Source organism: Pseudoalteromonas sp. SR45-6, from assembly GCF_014163545.1.
Classification (GTDB): Bacteria; Pseudomonadota; Gammaproteobacteria; order Enterobacterales; family Alteromonadaceae; genus Pseudoalteromonas; species Pseudoalteromonas rhizosphaerae.
In genome coordinates this window covers 13,724-33,264 of sequence record NZ_JACJDM010000039.1, presented here as the reverse complement: position 1 = coordinate 33,264, position 19,541 = coordinate 13,724, and the positions used below count along the sequence as shown (strand labels likewise).

The following is a 19,541-nucleotide window of genomic DNA, read 5'->3' as shown; positions in this document are numbered from 1 at the left end:
CCTTATTGTGAATAATTCACTAATTTTTTTGCACAAAGAGTAATGAATGAGCAGTAAATGAGGGGGGAGCAAAATAGCTACTCGGTTATGGTTGAACCATCAATAACAATAAATTAAAAACGAGTGATTCTACAGCTCGCCTCCATTAAAAATGGGGGAATTACCGTTTGTCTGTTAAAAACACCGATCTATAGGGAAATTATTTTTGTATAATAGCGCCTCTAAAATAAGCCATATCAGTCTTCGGGATATTATATAAAATATAGACCCCCAGTTCCTTAGCGCACAGTGAATATGTTATATACAAAGGATAGAGTACGTAACCATGGCACGAAAAAGAAAAACACTTCCCAAGAATTTTGATGAGCTGATCAAAAAAGAAAATCTCTCGACTCTTATCACTATTTTTGACAAATGCGAGCTGGATGCTTACAGCGGCTACGGTAAGGTATCGGCACTAGGGTTTAGTCATTGTCCCGATGAGTTGTCAAAGTGGCTTGTTGATAGTGGCGCGGATTTGCATTATTTAAATACCTATGGCAATACGCCGCTACACCTTAGAGCAGGCGCTATACACTCGAACTTGGACGTTCTTATTCAAATGGGAGCGGACGTAAATTTTCAAAGTAAAGCGGGCAATACGCCACTGCATAGCGCAGTAACCTTTCATAACGTCCACAATGCGGCAGTATTGCTTGCGGCCGGTGCGGATATTAACGTTAAAAATGAATATGACTTAACACCATTAGAATACAGCTTGCAGCGCTGCGGCAATTTGGATATTCCCAGTATGGTTGATATGACAGAGCTATTCGTTCGTTATGGCGTAGAAATTACGCCTAAAATGCAAGAATTGGTGACCGCTATTGGCGATAAGTTCGAGTTTATGCGAGAAGACTTTAATAAAGATAGTGTAGATGAGTACAGTCACGCCTTAAATAATTTGTATCGCTTATATGGTGTAACGCCTGTGGCAACGCGTTTGCTTCACGACGGACAGTCAGCTATTGAGTTAGTTGGTGATACTTGGGAGCAAACATACGATAACCTTTGGGATTATTTAGTCCCGCCTAAAGGCGCAGCATTAACCGTACAAGGTGAAGTTATTCGTATCGCAGGGCGAGTGACTGATGAGCTGTATGGTAATGGTGGTGTTAATTGGGATCGCGCATACCGGCAAATGTGCAATGCTTATCTTAAGCATATTGCTTCACACAATTCATTGGAAGAAAAAGAAATTGCTGCATTAAGTAATCTAGTTTCCGATATGGAGCTGTTAATGGATGAGACCACTCAGCTGCAACAATATGCTGTTAAGTGGATTTCAAAAAACACTCATCCAATTAAATTAGAAACCCCCAGCTATAAACGTTAAAGTATTTATTACTGAGGCCATCTGCTATGTGCTTTTTATTTGCTCTATGCAAGGTATTTTAATTACTAGTGTCATCAGTTATTGATGAGACTCCATCTGTATTATTTAAATAGGAAAATTAAGTGAACGAAGAACAATTACTCGAAATTATTACTAATCCGATCCCCGATAACTATTTTCCAGTCCAGTTTCTTGAAGAATGCAAAGCGTTGAAAGAGTTAGACTATATTTCACCGGTTGTATTAAAAGAGGAAGTAGTATCTCGATGTAAAACGATTATTTCACCGCAATGGCATTCTTGGATTGAAGCCTATTTCCAGCTTGTTTCGAGCGGCAAGTTTCCGTTTTTATGGCCTTTTAGACAGGATATGATTGGTTTTAACTTCAGAGAAGAGTTGGATGACTTTGAACGTGACGATGAGTTATTTTCATTAGGCTCTGACCCAGTTGGTGATTGGTTTGTGATGACCAACAGTAGCGGATCACAAGTGTTTTTATCAGATCATCATATTTATGATTTATATGACGGTTGGAAAAACCCCAATCATCTAGTGGCTTGGGCGTTACGCTCTGCATTGGCTGATGAACATGGGTTGGCTGTTGCAGATATTATGAATGCTTGGGAACAACGAAATGATAAAGTTGAACTCGATGCTCTCAAGCGGATCATATCGGATCTTAACTAAACCGAACATGTCGTCGGTTGAATATGGGGGAAACGCTTTATTCTGACGTTACCCCATACATCTTTAACGTTATGGTTTTTAACTATTCTTATGTACAGCAGTAGCCAGTACGTTAGGCAAATAAACTCAAAAAAGAGTAAGTTAATGTCCAAATGGCAGTTATTTAAAAGCGGTATATGAGAAGAATTTAAGACCCCATTTCAATATGGAATATTTTTTCGTTTAATTAGAAAATTCAATCATTTGAGTGGCGCATAGGCGGCTTGTTAGCAAAGAGTTTAGTTGCAACTGATAATCTACACAGGGGCATGGTGCTGTAGCATAGCCAGTATCACATGAGGGGATTGTGAACATTTAAATGGCAAACGACAGGTAAATGTCAGTAATTCGAAAAATACGAATTTTCGGTCATTCACATTTTGAAATCAATTATGGTAATAGCGATCAAAGTAGAAAATCAGCAAACGATTGAATCAAAATAGCAACTCGGCTATGGTTGAGAAATAAATAAAAATAAAATTGCGTTATTCTACAAGTTCGTTAACTACTTGAAATAGGGTTATCCTGAATGAAAACTAATGTCGAAAATACAGAACAGCTGGCTACTGTAAATCAGAAAGTAGTTAAGGACGGGGAGGTTTTACCTTCAGTTCATTTAAAAGATGGGAGTCGGGTTCAGACAGGAACCGTGGCAACAATGTTATATAACATTAATCTTTATAATGCTGGCGAGCGAGAGCTAGTAGAGAAAGAGCTAGAACTTGCTGTGCCAACGCTTGTGAAAGTCGGCCTATTTGATCTTTTTCCCATTGAGGACTGGATTGCTGGCACTAATCCTGGCCGGCGTTTCGTCGGTGAATGTGCAAGAAACTATTTATCTCGATTAGGTAGCTAATAAGTGATTATTTGACACTGACTGCGTGACGTGGGCATGAAGATAATTACAATGAAAAATTTCGAACTGTTTATTAAAAGCTTCGCGTTAAGAGCCTATGAGCAATAAATTACGAAAATATAAAATGTCAGGATTTTTGCGGGCATCGGTATTACCAGACTACGACATCGATCCTAATGGGTATGCTGCATATAAAAATGCACAACTCATATTAGACTCATTCTGTGAGTTAAAAGATGAATCTGTATTTCTACCTTTTGGGGTATTTAGTCGAGTTTACAATTTTTTGGGCCAAGAACTAACGCTTGATCACGATTCGGATGCAGGCGATGTAACGTTTATCCCAAAAACTGATGTGCAATTAGAGGGCTTACTATCACTACTGATAACCGAACATGGCTACGAAGTCAGCCCTTAACAAGTTTAGGCTGTATATTTGAAATTTAAGTTTGCATGCCTGTTTGCTTTAATATTCAGCAGTAATGCGGTTTTGCATGCTGATGAATTAGATTTTTCTCAGTATAAAGGAAAAAGCTATGAAGTAGTTAAACGTGAGTTTTTAAACAGTGGTTGGCAGCTAGTGCCAAACCAAGAAGGTGAAACTTCCATCAGCGAACAATATCCTGAAGTGACATGTGGCTTAGGTAGTATGGCTATTTGTTCTGTTGGTTTCACAAGTAAGCAAAACTCGGTTGCTTTCATAGTCGTAAAATCGCAAAGTGAATTAATTATTTCTGGTGAATATTGAGTTAGCCACTAATACATATGAGCTCAGCTATGGTTGATACATCAATGGCAATAAATTTAAAACGAGCAATTTTACAGGCTTGTTATATTTAGGGAAAATTAGGGAGAGGTTATGGATACTCAAGCAATTAAAAAAGAAAGCGAAACTATTGTTTCAAGTTTTGATGGGGAAATTTGTGATTGGCTTCCTGTCTATGATATCTCACAGATGAGATCAGATAGTGAGATCATAAATAGAGCACTGATTATGAATGCAATGATCAATATTGCATTCAACGCCCCAATTGACTTCATAAAAAACTATATCGATGAAAACCAACTAGCTGAACACTTGTCAGACGTTGAGAAAACTATTCTTACACAATCCCAAGAAAACATAAGTGAGCAAGATAAAATCAATTTACATTGGTATCTTGAGTCACTCTGGGCGTTGATTTGGGTTATGAATAAATTCGATGACCTCAGTTTTCCATACCCAATACCGGACGATATGATCGACTACTGCCCGGATCTACAGCAAGAAGAAGGCCCAGAAAAGTTTACGAAAGATATTAAAATCCGCTCGTTTGAAGAAATATATAAAATGAGAGATGTATATTATCGAGCTATGTGGAGTTGTAGGCATTACCAACTTAATAATGACCCCCATGATAATTTTAATATGAGCATAATCATGGAGCGCCGTCGAGCGCTAAGCTGGTGTCTTGATAAACAATTAGATTGGGATGATGTCCCTCAAGACACATAAAAAATATAGCAGGGTGATCACCCGAGGTCAGCTAATTGGCGGGTGATGGCGCTATTGGAGATAAATATGAGATACATTGATGTCGAGTGGATACATGACCTTGAAGATGAGCCGTTTCGTCTCGTATCCGAAATTGGTGATGATAATTTTGAACTCCGCAAGCTTGAGTTTTGTCGTAATGGAAAGCTTGGATTTGCTTCGGGTGAAACCCACACCGAAAATACGATGCTCGGTATTGTTGAAGTGCCGCAACTAGAGGAGATAAACTCTGATGTTGAATTTCAGGGAATAAGTATCTCAAAACAAGAATTTGAGCAGCTATGGCAGAAATATGTACCATAGCTGCTTGAGGCATCAATAATATGCAAGAATATAAAGTGTCTCATAAACAGGGAAGCTCAAAGAAGCATATCGAGTTTTTTTCACCGCCAGAGTCTGCTGATTTTAGAGCTGCATGTGAATCTGCTTTTTCTAAGCATAGCTTCACTATCGAATTTGATGGAAATTATTTATGTGTAACACATTCAGATAAATCGTCACGGTTGTCAGATATAAGTATTTAGTCTGATGAGTGGGGAGTTATTTGGGGTGAGGCATCTCAATGGGGATCGGATGAAGAGAGCCATAGTGCAATAGAATTATTTGAAAAAATACTTGCATAAAGTGGTGAGTTTATTGCTAAATAAATGCCATAACAGCTTTTTAAGTAAGAGTTTTTTGCAAAAGCTTGTCAAAAATTATAGCCGCTTTTGCATTGATACCTATAACCGCTTGGCTATTACTAGCCAAGCAGGTGAGTTGTCTTTTCGTGAGTAATTACAGGCGAGTTACTGTAAAACCTTGGTTTTTAAACTGCTTTAATAAACCGTGTTGTTCTGGCAAATGCAGGGCGCCTACGGCGATAAATAGTTTTTCTTTACCAATGCGAGGTGTGAGCTCTTTTATCCAGTTATTGTTACGTTCAATCAGCATAACTTGTTCGCTGATCTCACCGTAGTTGCTGTCGTCAAAGCTTTCATTGTAGTACTTAGTTAAGGTGGCCATATCGCCATTTTTCCATGCATTAACTAAGGTTATAAAGTAGGTTTCAACATCGGCAAGCTGTTCAAACGTTTCTTCAATCATTTCGTTACTTAACAACGATAGATTATTAAACATCTCCATTTGATATTCGAGAGTTTCTAATTCGCCAACCGGTATATTGTTCGCTTTTGTATAGGCAAGCACTTGTTTATCAATGCCATATTGATCAGAAAAACCAATATTTTGAAATTCCATTTGCAGCATAGTAACCATTACGGCCCATGGGGCTAGGTTATTAAACATCGCTATATCAATTGATTTGTTGCTGAAGTATTGCTGAAGCTTTTTATAGTTTTGCTCAGATAATTCGCTTTGTAGAGTATTACCGTTTTTTAGCATCATAAATGGCATAGAGCGGCGCTGCATTTCCATCGGGCTGATTGCACTAACATCGACTTCAACAATTACTTGATCGCTGGCATCAAGCGCGTCGGTTACTTTTTTAGGTAGCCCTTTCATAGTGGCATCACCGACATGCACAGTGCCAAACAAATATGATTTAACGCCATTTTTTTCTATTTGCCACAACCCAGGTTCACTGTGGCTAGCAAAACTAATACACAGTAAAAGGGATAAAATAAAGTAACTGCTAATACGCTGAGTGAGGTTCATAATTGTCCTTATTGGTTGGGTATATATCCATATTAAACCAATACGCTTAATTGGGTAACGTTAAAATTAATGCTAAGCGAGAGTTTGGCTTGTTTTTTGCGCTGATGGTAAAGTTGTTGAGATTACATAAACTGTTAACTATCGCTAGCCCCAAGCCGTGGCGTTGGTTATTCGTTCGTGAGCTATCAAGCTGGTAAAGGGGATCAAAAATAGCCTCAAGTTGTTGTTCACTTAAAGGCTTAGCTAAAGCGTTGCATAGCGTGATTGTGGTGTGATATTTAGTTTGTTTGACCTGTAAGTTGATAGGTTGGGTGCTAAGCCCATAAAACAATGCGTTATCGAGCAAGTTAGATAAAATGGTATGCAGGCAAAATCGGTCAGCGGTGAGCATCAGCTCAGTTGCAACATCTAGCTGTAAGCGCTGCTCAATATCGGCATGTTTAAACTGCAGTTCATTGCTTAATTGCGTAATAAAGTCACTTAAATTAACGCTTTCTAAATTGAGCTCTACAGCGCTACTACCTGCGCGTTGTAATAGCAGTAAGTTATTGACGATGGTTTTCATACGCTGTGATATAGCCAAAATGTCGCTGGTATATGTGGCGCTAATACGCTCATCATCAGGGTAACGCAGTGCCACTTCCGACAAGCTGATCAGCTCAGAAATTGGTGTTTTTAATTCATGTGCGATGTCGCTGGTTAGGCGTTTTTCATTTTGATAGAGCTGTTGATTGGTGGTAATAAATTTATTCAGCTCATTACGAATAGGTTCAATTTCCTCTACTTGAAAGTCGCTTTTGATAGTTTGTGAGGCGCCAGTGATATCGAGTAATTTTATTTGTTCATTTAAGTTGTTCAGTGGAAAGAGGCCACGGTTAACGATTCGAGTGACTAAATAACGTACTCCAAAAACTGCGATAATGCAGGTCAGAATAAAAACCACATCAATGATCAGTAATACTTTATTTAATGATGAAATAGGAGCGGCGATAGTTAAAACCATGGTCTTAAAATGACCGCTGCCGCGCGCTGCTTCATTTTCTTGCTGGGCAATGAAGTGGCTGATCATAGCGCGACCCTCTTCACCGTTAGGCAGAGTGTAATCAATAATTTTAAATTCGTTAATGGGGATAGCTAAATTGGGTAAATCAATATTTTGATATAGTTGCAATGAATCTGATTTTTCAAACGTCAGTTGTTCGTGCCATAGCTGATAAAATTCGCTGGCATTGGCCTGCTCATATTCAGACATAAACTCGCCAGCAAAATCAAATTCTAGTTTGCCATTATGATCTTTTACTAAGGTTTTTAAATAATTAGATTTATTAGTTAAAGATTGATTAAATTGATTTTCAACCCAAGAATCAACACTCAAATCGACGGTTAAAAAAATAGTAACCAGAATAATCGATAGTACGGCACTAATATTATTGACTAGTTTACGCTTGATAGAGTGACGTTTAGTTTTTGGCAGCTCAGTTTTGAGAGGCGACATAACCAAATCCACGTTTATTTTTAATTGGTAGTTCGCCGCCGAGCAGCCGTACTTTTTTGCGGATCGCTGAAATATGCGCTTCTAGCGCATTTTTTGACAGCATATCAAATTGGCCGACCACGGCTTCGCTGATCATCTCAAGGCCTAATACCCGTTCTTTGGCACTAAATAAGCACTCAATGATTTTATATTCGTTGCGAGTAAGGTTTATAGGCTGCTGCTGATAATGCAGTGTTTTTAAGCTCAAATCTAACACGCATTCTCCTACACAGAGTGTGTTTTGCTGGTTTTGTAATTGGCCTCGCCGAGACAGCGCCAGTACTCTGGCATGTAGTTCTTCAAACGAAAACGGTTTCGTTAGATAATCATCAGCACCTTTCATTAAGCCGTTTATTTTGTCTTGTGCTTCAGAGCGAGCAGATAAAATTAATACCCGAGTTTGACTCGAGCTGCTACGCAGTGCCTTGAGAATACTCATGCCATCAACACTTGGTAGCATTAAGTCGAGAATGATTAAATCATAGTCGCCACACAGTGCCATGCTTAAACCGTGTGAACCATCACCGGTACCGTCCACGGTAAAACCGAGATTATTAAGGCCTACATCTAGGCTGCGTCTAAGCGGTTCAGAATCTTCGATTACGAGTATCTTCATGATCTTAACTCAATTAAATAACATGTTCGCTTTGCTACTTTAGCAAGGCTTATAGATTAATGATACCAACTCTTTTGATAGGCTAAATTACCTAAATTGGCATGTGCCAATGCTTTTTTCACCAATTGTGGGTCGTTGCTGGTGGGCACTAATTTATCTTGTGTGTATATATAAGTGGTTGCTGGTTTTTGTGGTTGTAAAATTACGACCTTATTACCTTGGCCACTATTACCGGTTATGTAGGCAAAGTTTTTATCGTATTGCATCATTGCGCGTTGTTTATTATCTGCGATTGGCTGCGTAAGATCGCGACCTATCATCGGATGTTCACCACTGGCTCCAATCAATGATAATAATGTCGTCGGAATATCAAGTTGGCTAGCCAACTGATGATCACGCTTGGCATTGATACCTTTACCAAAAATAACCGCAGGAATACGAAAGTGATCAATTGGTACTAAACTTGCCCCCGATACGCGCGAGTCATGATCAGCAATCACTATAAAGACGGTATCGTCCCAGTAACTTGATTGCTTTGCTTTTTCGATAAAGGTGCCTAGCGCATAATCGGCATATTTTGCTGCATTATTGCGAGTTTGTTTTTCATTATCGTAAAGTGCAATTTTATTATCAGGGAACTCATACGGGCTATGGTTAGAGCTGGAAAATACTAAGCTAAAAAATGGCTGCCCTTGCTGCTGCAACTTGGTGAGTTCTATATCTGCTTGGTTGTATAAGTCTTCATCCGATGCACCCCATGACCCATTAAAATCAATATTGGCAAAGTCATTACTATCTACAATGTGTTGAAAACCATTACCCAAAAAGAAGCTTTGCATATTATCAAAGTGGCTTTCACCACCGTAAATAAACTGGGTTTGGTAATCTTGTTTGCTTAAAAAGTCAGCAATGGTAAAAAAATCACGTTGCGATTTATCAAGCTTTACTACTGCGCGAGAAGGGGTGGGGGTAAATCCAGTAATAACCGCTTCTATACCGCGAACTGAGCGTGTGCCCGTGGCGTATAGATTATCAAACCCCCAACCTCGCTGATAAAGTTTATCTATATTAGGGGTTAAAGGTAAGCCGCCTAAAGTACCCACATAACGTGTTCCTAAACTTTCTTGCAAAATGATAACTAAGTTTTTGGGCTTCCCTTGATACGCCGCTTGATGAAAGGTTTTGGTTGGTGCGCTGGCATCGTTAAAAACAGCTTGCTCATTTTGCATACTCGCGCGTACTAAGGCTAATAATTCCTCTTCGGCCATGGTGCCATAAAAGTCTTGGCTTGATTTTTCATTACTGAGTTGTTTAATTGCAAAGGCTACGCTATACAACGAGTTAAGACTAAGATCATTAAGTAAATGATCAGTTGAGAATGCCACCATTGCAGGGTTTAACGGTCGATGACCTAGTGAGTTACGTGCACCTAGAACGGTTAAGCACAGTAAGCTAATCACCAATAAGGAGTGTTTTATGATTGGCAACTGACAGTGGCTACGCCATTGGCTGGTAAAAACTTTTGTAGCCAGTTTTACCCCAACGATCAAGAATAATAAAGTGGTGAATACCTCTATTTTATACCCCGCAAAAATCATGCGAGAGACTTCTTTTGGGTATATTAAGTATTCAATAAATAAGCGGTTTGGACGCAAATCATATTCACTAATAAAGGTCGCAGTGATCACTTCAAAGAAGATCAGCAACGCGGTCATTAGCAATAAATAGTATTTAATGATGCCACGAATAAGCTGCTGTTTAGAGACTAATGTGCTGATAATTATCAACAACAATGCCGGCATTAAAATATAACTTAAGGTAGCCGTATCAACGCGCAAGCCGCCAACAAAAATATTTAGCCAAGCATGAGAGCTAAATACTCGCTCACCTTGCCATACACTTAAGCTAAAACGAGCCAGGGTTAACATAGTTAGCGATAAACTAAAAAATGTTAGCAATACCCAATATGGACCGAGTCTATTTTGTAGTTGCGCAAGACTAAATTTATCAGTTATGCCCATAAAATAGCCCACCAAACCAGTGTGCTAATCATCATTGCTATAAATACACTGGCAGAGGCAATATCTTTAGCCAGCCCAGAGAGTTCATGATGTTCTGTACCAATACGATCAACCACCACTTCAATCGCGGTATTGACTAACTCGGCGAATAGTACAAACAGCAAGCTGGCAATTAAAATAAGTTTATCGCTGGTGGGAATATTCGCCAGCCACGCAAACACTCCAAGTAATAAAAATAGCGCGAGTTCTTGCTGAAATGCAGCTTCAAATCGCGTCATCCATTTTAAGCCATTGAAAGTATGGCGTAAGGTAAATAAAAGGCGTAGTAGTCCTTGGCGTTTGAGTACCGTTTTCGAATTATTCATTATTGTTTTTCACTTTTTTATTAATTGCTTTACAGTTACTTACTAAATCTAAAGACTGTTCATAGGCTTTACTTTTGATGCCTATTAGACTTATTAATGTATGGAAGATATTGTCGTGAGAAGCAGCTTGTTGTTGATCAACACTCTTTAAGCAACTTTCTGTAATACGTTGGTTGCCTTTGGCAGCCCACATATACATAGGGACATGGGTTTGGCCACTAGGAGCAAAGCTATACGGAAAGCCATGTAAGTAGGCGCCATTTTCGCCGAGCGACTCACCGTGATCTGAAATATATACAAAGGTTTTATCAATATTGTCAGGTAAGTTATTTAGTTCGGTTAACATTAATGAATTTACGTAGTCGCTATACGCTATGGTGTTGTCATAAGTATTAACTAACTGCTCAGTGCTACAGTTTTGTATATCACTGCGGTCGCAGGTTGGTGTGAATTGCTTAAATTGATCTGGGTAGCGCTGAAAGTAAGTGGGTCCATGAGAGCCCATCATATGCAATACAATGACCGTATTAGCTTGGCTTAAATTAGCTAGTTTACGTTTAAGTGGTGCTAGTAACGCTTCGTCATAGCAATGCTGTTGTTCACAAAGTGCAGAGTTATCTACCTTGATGGTAATGTTGGTAACGCGATTACAGACATTTTTACAGCCACTGTTATTATCAACCCACAACACATCAGCGCCAGCACTTTGAGCTATGTCGAGAATATTTTGCTGGTTATCAGCTTCGTTACGTGAGAACTCAGCTTGGTTTTGTTGTGAGAACATACAAGGGACCGATACCGCTGTTGCGGTTCCACAGGACGCTACATTGTTCAGGTACGTTACTTTGAAAGGTCGAGTGAAACGGTTGGTATCGCGTGTATAGCCTTGGTAAGTAAAGTTTTCAGCACGTGCTGTTTCACCTACCACGATAACGGTTACTTGCGTGTGTTGTGATGCACTTAGTACTGGTGCTGGGTCTAAAATTTGAAATGGTTCGTCAGAGACCAGCCATTGATCGCGAATATATTTATAGCCACTGCTTAAATATTGGAATGGAATTAACTCTTTCTTTAATAATTGATTGTTACGTCCGGTAGCGGCATAGTCGGCATAAAAACTCAATACAATTACGGCGATTAAGGCAAAGCAGCCCAGCAGCAGTTTACTCCGGCTCACCAATTCATTGGTAACCAGACGAAAACGAACCTTAGTTTTAATTAAAATCAATAGCGGCAGTAAGGCGAACAAACAAAAGAATATAATAAATTGCAAGTTAAGATAGCTTGCTGCTTCATGACCGTCAGTTTCAAAAGTGTTTTGAATCATAGAATAGTCAAATACCACTCCATAATTTAAAGTGCCGTAAAGAACGGCGCACGAGCTTAACAATAATATGTAATTAATTGGTTTGAGTAGCCAGCGGCTAGATAATATTGAAAAGAAAATAATTAATAAGCACAGCAACAGTAACGGCACTGAGAGTAAAAATAACCACGAAAAAGAGGGCAATGTGGTGATTGCGTTAAATGCACCATGCATAAAAGGGATATTGATGATTAAGCAGTAATAACATGCTAATGCGATGATAAAAGTATTGGCGCTACAGGTAATGTAGAAGCGCTTTTTAAAACCTGTGCTGAGAAATTGGCTTACCAACATAAATTGAGAACTCAATAATAATAATTTAATACCTGCATGGTAGAGTCCAAGACTTAAGAAACACTTAAGGGTAACTAGTCATTTCCTGAATGAGGTGATTTAAAAAAGAATGATTTATTGTGATTTCGTCAAAAATTAATCAAACCAGTAATTGGTTATAACGAGGTATGAAATATCAATAGCTTCATATATTAGGAAAATTAATCTATTTAGGCTTACATATTGGATTTTTATGCCTTTAAAATTGATTGGTGAGTGTTTTTTTAGATTGATTTTAAGGTTGACTTAGCACTCCCATCGCGGTACTAATATAAAAAGACAGCGGGGGAGTTGCAATTCCTTCGTAAATTAACAAATTTTGGTATTTATTACATGCTTACAAACGCACTAAACCTAGTCCTTATTAACGTCGTGGTGATTATTATTACCGCGGGGGCTACTTAGTGCTTTAAAAATACGTAAAGCATTATAAAAGCCCCCCGCACTTAACCAGTCGGGGGGCTTTTTAGTTTCAGGGTTTAGCAATAGTTAAGTATAGATATGTCACTGAGGAATGAGGATTATTTAATGACAGGCGCAGAGTTAACAATTGATTTATTAGCCAAACACGGCGTAAAAGAAGTATTTGGTTACCCTGGTGGGGCAATCATGCCAATTTACGATGCGCTGTATGGTGCGCCGGTTAAACATTATCTCACTCGTCATGAGCAAGGTGCGGGTTTTGCTGCTGTTGGTTTTGCTCGTAGCACGGGTAAACTTGGGGTGTGTTTTGCGACTTCAGGCCCTGGGGCTACTAACTTAATCACCGCGCTTGCTGATGCGATGATGGACTCAGTACCATTACTTGCGATCACAGGCCAAGTACCAACTGCTGCCATTGGCTCTGATGCGTTTCAAGAGATTGATGTATTAGGTATGTCATTATCCTGCACTAAGCACAGTTATATGGTTGAACGTCCTGAAGATTTAGCCGAAATACTGCAAGAAGCCATGCATTTAGCGCAATCAGGTCGTCCAGGCCCTGTGTTAGTAGATATACCAAAAGATATTCAAATGGCGCAAGTGCCTTTTCATCCTTGGCTTGCGGCTGATGATTACTTACCGATGTTAGATTTAAAGCAAGTGGCTATTGCTAACCAACTATTAAGCGAAGCCAAACGGCCTGTTGCCTATGTTGGCGGCGGTGTACAGGCGGCTGATGCGCAAGTGCAGCTAATGCAATTTTTAGAAAAAACCCAAATGCCTGCGGTTTCAACGCTAAAAGCATTAGGCAGTGTATTACCTGATTACGAATATAACTTAGGTATGTTAGGTATGCATGGCGGCCAAGCTGCAAATTTAGCGGTACAAGAGTGTGATGTTCTAGTATGCATCGGTGCGCGCTTTGATGACCGTGTAACAGGCAATTTAGGCAAGTTTGCGGCTAAAGCAAAAGTGATCCATTTAGATATAGATGCTGCTGAAATTGGTAAGCGTAAACCAGTTAAAGCATCATTAGTTGCTGATTTAAAAACCTCATTGCCGCAATTAGAGTGCTTTGTAACTGAACAAGCATGGCGTGATCATGCCAAAGAGATGATGATTGAACATGCATGGCGTTATGACTATCCGGGCGAAAAAGTATATGCCCCGTATTTATTAAGCCAACTAAGCCAGCGGATGCCAAGTACAGGCGTTGTGTGTTGTGATGTTGGTCAGCACCAAATGTGGGTGGCACAACATATGAAGTTTAGTCATCCAAGCAACCATTTAAGTAGTGGTGGCGCAGGCACTATGGGCTTTGGTTTACCTGCGGCCATTGGTGCGCAAGTCGCTCGACCAAATGATTTTGTGATCACTGTTTCTGGTGATGGTTCAATCATGATGAACATTCAAGAGTTAGCCACTATTCGTCGTAACAATTTACCGGTAAAAATATTAATTTTGGATAACCAACGTTTAGGTATGGTTCGTCAATGGCAAGAGTTATTTTTTGAAGGGCGTTATTCTGAAACTGATTTATCAGATAACCCTGATTTTGTGCAATTGGCTGCCGTATTTGGTATTGCTGGGCAAACGATCACCCACGCTAACCAAGTTGATGATGCAATTACAGCATTAGTAAATAGTAAAGGTCCTTATATAGTACATGCCTGTATTGACGATAAAGAAAATGTTTGGCCGCTAGTACCGCCGGGTGCCGCGAATGACGAAATGATGACGGAGAGTGGAAAATGAAACACAGTTTAACAGTCGCTTTAAAAAATCAAAGTATCGCCGTTGAGCGCTTTTTGCGTGTAGTTCGTCATCGTGGTTTTGATTTAACCCATTTTCAATTGAATATGGATGATGGTCATTACCATGTGGCTATGACGGTCGACAGTGATAAGCCAATTCACTTATTAACCACACAGCTCAATAAGCTGGTGGACGTTAAGCAAGTAACGCTAGAAAATTTACAACAGCAAGCAATGTAGTTTGCTGTAAAAACTAAATCAACAGGGCTATTGGGTCTTTTCCCCTTAGCAATAAAAATTTAAGAATGAGGATGTCAGTTACATATTAAAAGTAACTGCAAACACTGAGGTAACTATGGCTAAATTAAGAAGTGCAACAACAACTGAAGGTCGAAAGCGCGCAGGTGCTCGTGCATTATGGCGTGCAACAGGAATGACAGATAGCGATTTTGGCAAACCGATTATTGCGGTTGTAAACTCGTTCACGCAATTTGTACCGGGTCATGTGCATCTTAACCAACTCAGTGAGCTTATGGCAGAAACCATCACTCAAGCGGGTGGTGTGCCAAAAGAATTTAATACTATTGCCATTGATGATGGTATTGCCATGGGCCACGGCGGTATGCTGTATTCATTACCATCGCGCGACTTAATTGCTGACTCAGTTGAATACATGGTAAATGGTCACTGCGCCGATGCAATGATCTGTATTTCTAACTGCGACAAAATCACCCCTGGGATGATGCTGGCGGCACTTCGTTTAGACATTCCAGTAATCTTTGTGTCTGGCGGCCCAATGGAAGCCGGTAAAACTAAGCTTGCTAATATTGATATCAAACTAGATTTAGTGGATGCCATGGTAAAAGGTGCTGATGAATCAGTAAGTGATGCTGACTCAGAGCAAGTAGAGCGCTCAGCGTGTCCTACCTGTGGCTCGTGTTCGGGCATGTTTACCGCCAACTCAATGAACTGTTTATTAGAAGCAATTGGCCTCGCACTACCTGGTAACGGCACTACACTTGCGACTCATAAAGATCGTAAACAACTGTATGTTGAAGCCGGTGCACGAATTGTTGATTTATGCCGTGAGTATTACCAAAAAGATAATAAAGAAGTCTTGCCGCGTGCTATCGCTAATAAAACCGCGTTTATGAATGCCATGGTGGTTGATATTGCTATGGGTGGCTCGTCAAATACCGTATTGCATTTACTTGCCGCTGCGCAAGAAGCCGGTGTTGATTTTGATATGTCGCACATTGATGCGTTATCTCGTAAAACACCTTTCTTATGTAAAGTAGCGCCTGCAACCGCGCAATACCATATTGAAGATGTGCATCGTGCTGGTGGCATGATGGCAATAATTCGCGAGCTTGGCAAAGCTGGCTTAGTGGATCTGTCGGTAAACCATGTTGCTGGCATGACTATGGCAGAGCTAGTTAAAAAATGGGATGCCACTGATCCAAACAACGAAGCAGCACAAAAGTTTTACCGAGCGGGACCTGCGGGCATTCGTACCACCAAAGCAATGAGCCAAGAATGTCGTTGGGATGAAGGCGATAATGACCGTGAACATGGTTGTATTCGTAGCGTTGAACATGCGTTTCGCCAAGATGGCGGCTTAGCCGTACTATCGGGTAATTTAGCTGTTGATGGTTGTATTGTGAAAAGCGCGGGTGTGGTTGATGAAATGCTACACTTTGAAGGCACCGCCGTGGTGTATGAATCACAAGATGATTCAGTTGAAGGCATTTTAAATGACGAAGTAAAAGCCGGTGACGTAGTCGTTATTCGCTACGAAGGACCGAAAGGCGGACCTGGCATGCAGGAAATGCTTTATCCAACCAGTTACTTAAAATCAAAAGGTTTGGCTGAGCAGTGCGCACTTATAACCGATGGTCGCTTCTCGGGCGGTACGTCAGGTTTATCAATTGGCCACGTTTCACCAGAAGCTGCCAGTGGCGGTGCCATTGCTTACGTTGAAAACGGCGATAAAATTATTATCGATATCGCTACCCGCGAAATCACGTTAGCGTTAACAGATGAAGAACTTGAAGCGCGTAAGCAAAAGCAACTTGCTCGTGGTAAACAAGCTTACAAACCACTCGATCGTGAACGTTATGTATCATCTGCGCTAAAAGCGTATGCGCTACTTGCAACCAGTGCTGATAAAGGCGCGGTGCGTGATTTAGCCAAACTGGAGGAGCTTAGTTAATTATGGTTTCTCAAGAGCTCGATTATTTTCGCGCTATTATCCAGGCTAATATGGAACCACTGGCAAAAGTTACTGAGGTTAGCGAAATGGCTGAACTCAGTGCTCGTCTTGGTAATCAAGTATGGCTAAAGCGCGAAGATCAGCAGCCAGTTTATTCGTTTAAACTGCGTGGTGCATACAACAAACTGGCTAAACTGCCAGCCGGTTCAGTGGTGATCACTGCCTCAGCTGGTAATCATGCTCAAGGGGTGGCGCTCAGTGCGTCACACTTAGGGCATCAAGCAACGATTGTAATGCCAGTGACGACCCCTGAAATCAAAGTCAATGCGGTACGTGCGCTTGGTGGCGAAGTGGTTTTACATGGCCATCATTTTGATGCTGCCAAAGCTTATGCACTAGAACTTACTGAGCAGCGCGACGGCATATTTGTTCCTCCATTTGATGATCCTGATGTAATTGTAGGGCAAGGCACGGTTGCACGTGAATTAATGCAGCAGCTTAATCAACTTGATGCGGTATTTATTCCAGTTGGTGGTGGTGGCTTACTTGCTGGTATGGCCGTGTATATAAAGTCATTGCGCCCAGATATAAAAGTAATCGGTGTAGAAGCTGATGAAAGTGCCTGTTTACAAGCGGCACTTGCAGCAGGCAAGCCCGTCGAGCTTGAACGGGTTGGCAGTTTTGCCGATGGTGTTGCGGTAAAAATTATTGGTACCGAAACCTTTCGTTTAGCGCAAAAGTTTTGTGATGAAGTAGTCACTGTAACCGGTGATGAAATATGTGCGGCGATGCAAGATATTTTTGTTTCAACCCGTGCGATTGCTGAGCCATCAGGTGCGCTGGCAACGGCTGGGCTGAAAAAATGGTGTCAGCAAACAGGCCAAAAAGGGCTGCATTTAGCAGCTGTGTTATCTGGCGCAAACTTAAACTTTGACCGCTTACGTTATGTGGCTGAGCGTACTGCGCTGGGAGAGAAAAACGAAGCGTTGTTAGCAGTAACCATCAATGAAGAAAAAGGCAGCTTTAAACAGTTTTGCGCCTCATTAGGTGGTCGCGCAATTACTGAATTTAACTACCGTTACGCAGGCCCTGGTGAAGCGCAAATATTTGTTGGTGTTGCACTGCGCCAAGGTCAGCAAGAGTTAGATGAACTGACAGCTGATTTAACCACCAATGGCTATCAATTTTGTGATTTATCAGATAACGAACTGGCTAAATTACATGTTCGTTATATGGTTGGTGGTAAAGCACCTGAGCAGATGCATGAGCGGTTATTACGCTTTGAGTTTCCTGAATATCCAGGCGCACTAGCGCGCTTTTTAGATACCTTAGGTAGCAATTGGAATATTACTTTGTTTCATTATCGTAATCATGGTGGTTCGATGGGTAATGTATTAGCAGGGTTTGCGATTGAGCCTAGTCAGTATGAGGTATTCAACGAGCATTTAAATCGCTTAGGTTACAGTGTGCAAGATGAAACACTGAATCCATGTTTTACCCAATTTTTAACTACTCAACGTCCCATTGATAGGGTGAAAGCGGTTAATAATTAAATATATACTAAAACCACCTCAAGATACGAATTCTGTAGCTTGAGGTGGTTTTAGTATAAGCAAGCACCTCAATTGAGGTGCTTTTTTGTCTCTTTGCAAACTCAATGTCTTGGGTTTATAGTTATAGCAATATTAGCCAACTAATTAGATTACGATTTGTCATTAAAAGGACTGAAATTTCAGCTTTATGCTACTTTGCTTATACTCAGCGGGCAAAGTGTTGCGGCAGCGGATGTGACTTTACAACTAAAGTGGACGCATCAATTTCAATTTTCTGGTTACTATATGGCTCAGCAACAAGGCTTTTACAAAGCGGCAGGGCTAAACGTCACTATTTTACCGGCAGATCCTGAGAACCCAGATACCTTTAGTAAAGTGTTGGCTGGCCAAGCTCACTTCGGGGTCGGGCACTCAGGTATTTTACAGCAACGGATCGCAGGTAAACCCTTGGTGGCAATGGCTGCTATTTTACAATTTTCTCCTTATTGTTGGATGGTAAAAAAAAGCTCCGATATTTTTCATCCTCGGGATTTTGTCAATAAGCGTCTTAGCAGTATCAGCCGCAAAGAAAATGCCGAATTATTGGTAATGCTCGAACGCAGTGGTATCCAAACAAATAATTTACCTTCTTATGAAAGTGGTAACAGCATTACGGATTGGTTAGCTGGGAGTATTGATGCGATGCAAGTGTACGTGACTAATGAGCCGTATATAATGCGTGAGCAAGGCATCGACTATAGACTTATTTGCCCGCAGAAGTATGGAATTAATGTTTATAGCGATATTCTTTACACCACAGAAAATATGCTCGAACAACATCCGCAAACAGTTGAAGCATTTTATCAGGCCAGCTTAAAGGGCTGGCGCTATGCAATGATGCATATGGATGAAACAATTGCATTAACTCAACACCAATACGCACCTGATAAAAGCTTTTCTCAGCTTGCCTATGAAGCTGAAGTATTGAGTGATTATATTTTACCACCTGGCACTAATTTAGGATCTATGTCGATAGCGAAATGGCGGTTGATTGCTGATCTATACGGGATTGAGCAAGATGCCTTTAATCAGGCGCAAGATGGCTTTATTTACCAGTATGTTGAACCTGAAAAAATTAAAATGTCGTGGATGCTTATTACAGCAATTATAATTAGTTTGTTATCGATACCACTTTATTTACGCTTGATGTTCAGAAAAAGCGTATAATGCATAAATGAA

General features: G+C 40.4%; 18 protein-coding genes. 12 read left to right on the top strand and 6 right to left on the bottom strand.

The genetic code is table 11. The features are described 5' to 3' along the window. The first annotated feature begins 325 nt into the window (after positions 1 to 325). The 7 genes from H5158_RS15780 (at position 326) to H5158_RS15750 (ending at position 4,793) form a co-directional block, all read left to right on the top strand. On the top strand, positions 326 to 1,375 hold the full coding sequence (locus H5158_RS15780) for an ankyrin repeat domain-containing protein (RefSeq protein WP_182717659.1): 1,050 nt from the start codon (positions 326 to 328) through the stop codon (positions 1,373 to 1,375). Positions 1,376 to 1,497: 122 nt separating this feature from the next. After that, positions 1,498 to 2,061: a hypothetical protein gene (locus H5158_RS15775; protein WP_182717660.1), complete on the top strand. Its 564-nt coding sequence runs from the start codon at positions 1,498 to 1,500 to the stop codon at positions 2,059 to 2,061. Positions 2,062 to 2,629: 568 nt separating this feature from the next. Then, positions 2,630 to 2,956, top strand: coding sequence for a hypothetical protein (locus H5158_RS15770; protein WP_149982583.1), 327 nt, complete (start codon positions 2,630 to 2,632; stop codon positions 2,954 to 2,956). Between the two features lie 97 nt (positions 2,957 to 3,053). Then, a complete protein-coding gene (locus tag H5158_RS15765; RefSeq protein WP_149982584.1) occupies positions 3,054 to 3,374 on the top strand; it encodes a hypothetical protein in 321 nt (106 codons plus the stop codon). Between the two features lie 18 nt (positions 3,375 to 3,392). Further along, on the top strand, positions 3,393 to 3,704 hold the full coding sequence (locus H5158_RS15760; protein WP_182740400.1) for a hypothetical protein: 312 nt from the start codon (positions 3,393 to 3,395) through the stop codon (positions 3,702 to 3,704). A gap of 111 nt (positions 3,705 to 3,815) precedes the next feature. Continuing rightward, positions 3,816 to 4,451, top strand: coding sequence for a DUF4272 domain-containing protein (locus tag H5158_RS15755; protein WP_182717662.1), 636 nt, complete (start codon positions 3,816 to 3,818; stop codon positions 4,449 to 4,451). A 66-nt stretch (positions 4,452 to 4,517) separates the two neighbouring features. Then, positions 4,518 to 4,793, top strand: a complete 276-nt coding sequence (locus H5158_RS15750) for a DUF6881 domain-containing protein (protein ID WP_182740399.1) — start codon at positions 4,518 to 4,520, stop codon at positions 4,791 to 4,793. 474 nt (positions 4,794 to 5,267) lie between these two features. Here H5158_RS15750 and H5158_RS15745 read toward each other — a convergent pair whose 3' ends face one another. The 6 genes from H5158_RS15745 to H5158_RS15720 are packed head-to-tail and all read right to left on the bottom strand — an operon-like array spanning position 5,268 to position 12,342. Beyond that, the gene (locus tag H5158_RS15745; RefSeq protein WP_182717664.1) at positions 5,268 to 6,146 is read right to left on the bottom strand and encodes a TraB/GumN family protein; all 879 of its coding nucleotides are present in this window, start codon (positions 6,144 to 6,146) and stop codon (positions 5,268 to 5,270) included. Positions 6,147 to 6,192: 46 nt separating this feature from the next. Further along, complete coding sequence (locus H5158_RS15740; RefSeq protein ID WP_182740398.1) at positions 6,193 to 7,641, bottom strand: sensor histidine kinase KdpD; 1,449 nt, start codon at positions 7,639 to 7,641, stop codon at positions 6,193 to 6,195. Continuing rightward, positions 7,622 to 8,296, bottom strand: a complete 675-nt coding sequence (locus tag H5158_RS15735) for a response regulator transcription factor (protein ID WP_182717666.1) — start codon at positions 8,294 to 8,296, stop codon at positions 7,622 to 7,624. The genes H5158_RS15740 and H5158_RS15735 overlap by 20 nt, the downstream gene beginning before the upstream one ends. A 56-nt stretch (positions 8,297 to 8,352) precedes the next feature. After that, positions 8,353 to 10,317, bottom strand: a complete 1,965-nt coding sequence (locus H5158_RS15730) for an LTA synthase family protein (RefSeq protein ID WP_182740397.1) — start codon at positions 10,315 to 10,317, stop codon at positions 8,353 to 8,355. Then, positions 10,308 to 10,682 (bottom strand): diacylglycerol kinase, encoded by a 375-nt coding sequence (locus H5158_RS15725; protein ID WP_182717668.1) that lies wholly within the window; start codon positions 10,680 to 10,682, stop codon positions 10,308 to 10,310. Before H5158_RS15725 ends, H5158_RS15730 begins: the two co-directional genes overlap by 10 nt. Next, on the bottom strand, positions 10,675 to 12,342 hold the full coding sequence (locus H5158_RS15720; RefSeq protein ID WP_182740396.1) for a phosphoethanolamine transferase: 1,668 nt from the start codon (positions 12,340 to 12,342) through the stop codon (positions 10,675 to 10,677). The genes H5158_RS15725 and H5158_RS15720 overlap by 8 nt, the downstream gene beginning before the upstream one ends. 567 nt (positions 12,343 to 12,909) lie before the next feature. Between H5158_RS15720 and ilvG the strand changes: the two genes are divergently transcribed. The 5 genes from ilvG (at position 12,910) to H5158_RS15695 (ending at position 19,529) form a co-directional block, all read left to right on the top strand. Further along, entirely contained in the window at positions 12,910 to 14,559 is a 1,650-nt protein-coding gene (ilvG, locus tag H5158_RS15715; protein ID WP_182740395.1) for an acetolactate synthase 2 catalytic subunit, read from the top strand. Continuing rightward, positions 14,556 to 14,798 (top strand): acetolactate synthase 2 small subunit, encoded by a 243-nt coding sequence (ilvM, locus tag H5158_RS15710; protein WP_145238377.1) that lies wholly within the window; start codon positions 14,556 to 14,558, stop codon positions 14,796 to 14,798. Before ilvG ends, ilvM begins: the two co-directional genes overlap by 4 nt. A gap of 115 nt (positions 14,799 to 14,913) precedes the next feature. Then, positions 14,914 to 16,770, top strand: a complete 1,857-nt coding sequence (gene ilvD / locus H5158_RS15705; protein WP_145238380.1) for a dihydroxy-acid dehydratase — start codon at positions 14,914 to 14,916, stop codon at positions 16,768 to 16,770. Between the two features lie 2 nt (positions 16,771 to 16,772). Next, positions 16,773 to 18,323, top strand: coding sequence for a threonine ammonia-lyase, biosynthetic (ilvA, locus tag H5158_RS15700; RefSeq protein WP_182717671.1), 1,551 nt, complete (start codon positions 16,773 to 16,775; stop codon positions 18,321 to 18,323). Between the two features lie 156 nt (positions 18,324 to 18,479). Further along, a complete protein-coding gene (locus H5158_RS15695) occupies positions 18,480 to 19,529 on the top strand; it encodes an ABC transporter substrate-binding protein (protein ID WP_182740394.1) in 1,050 nt (349 codons plus the stop codon). Positions 19,530 to 19,541: the final 12 nt, after the last annotated feature.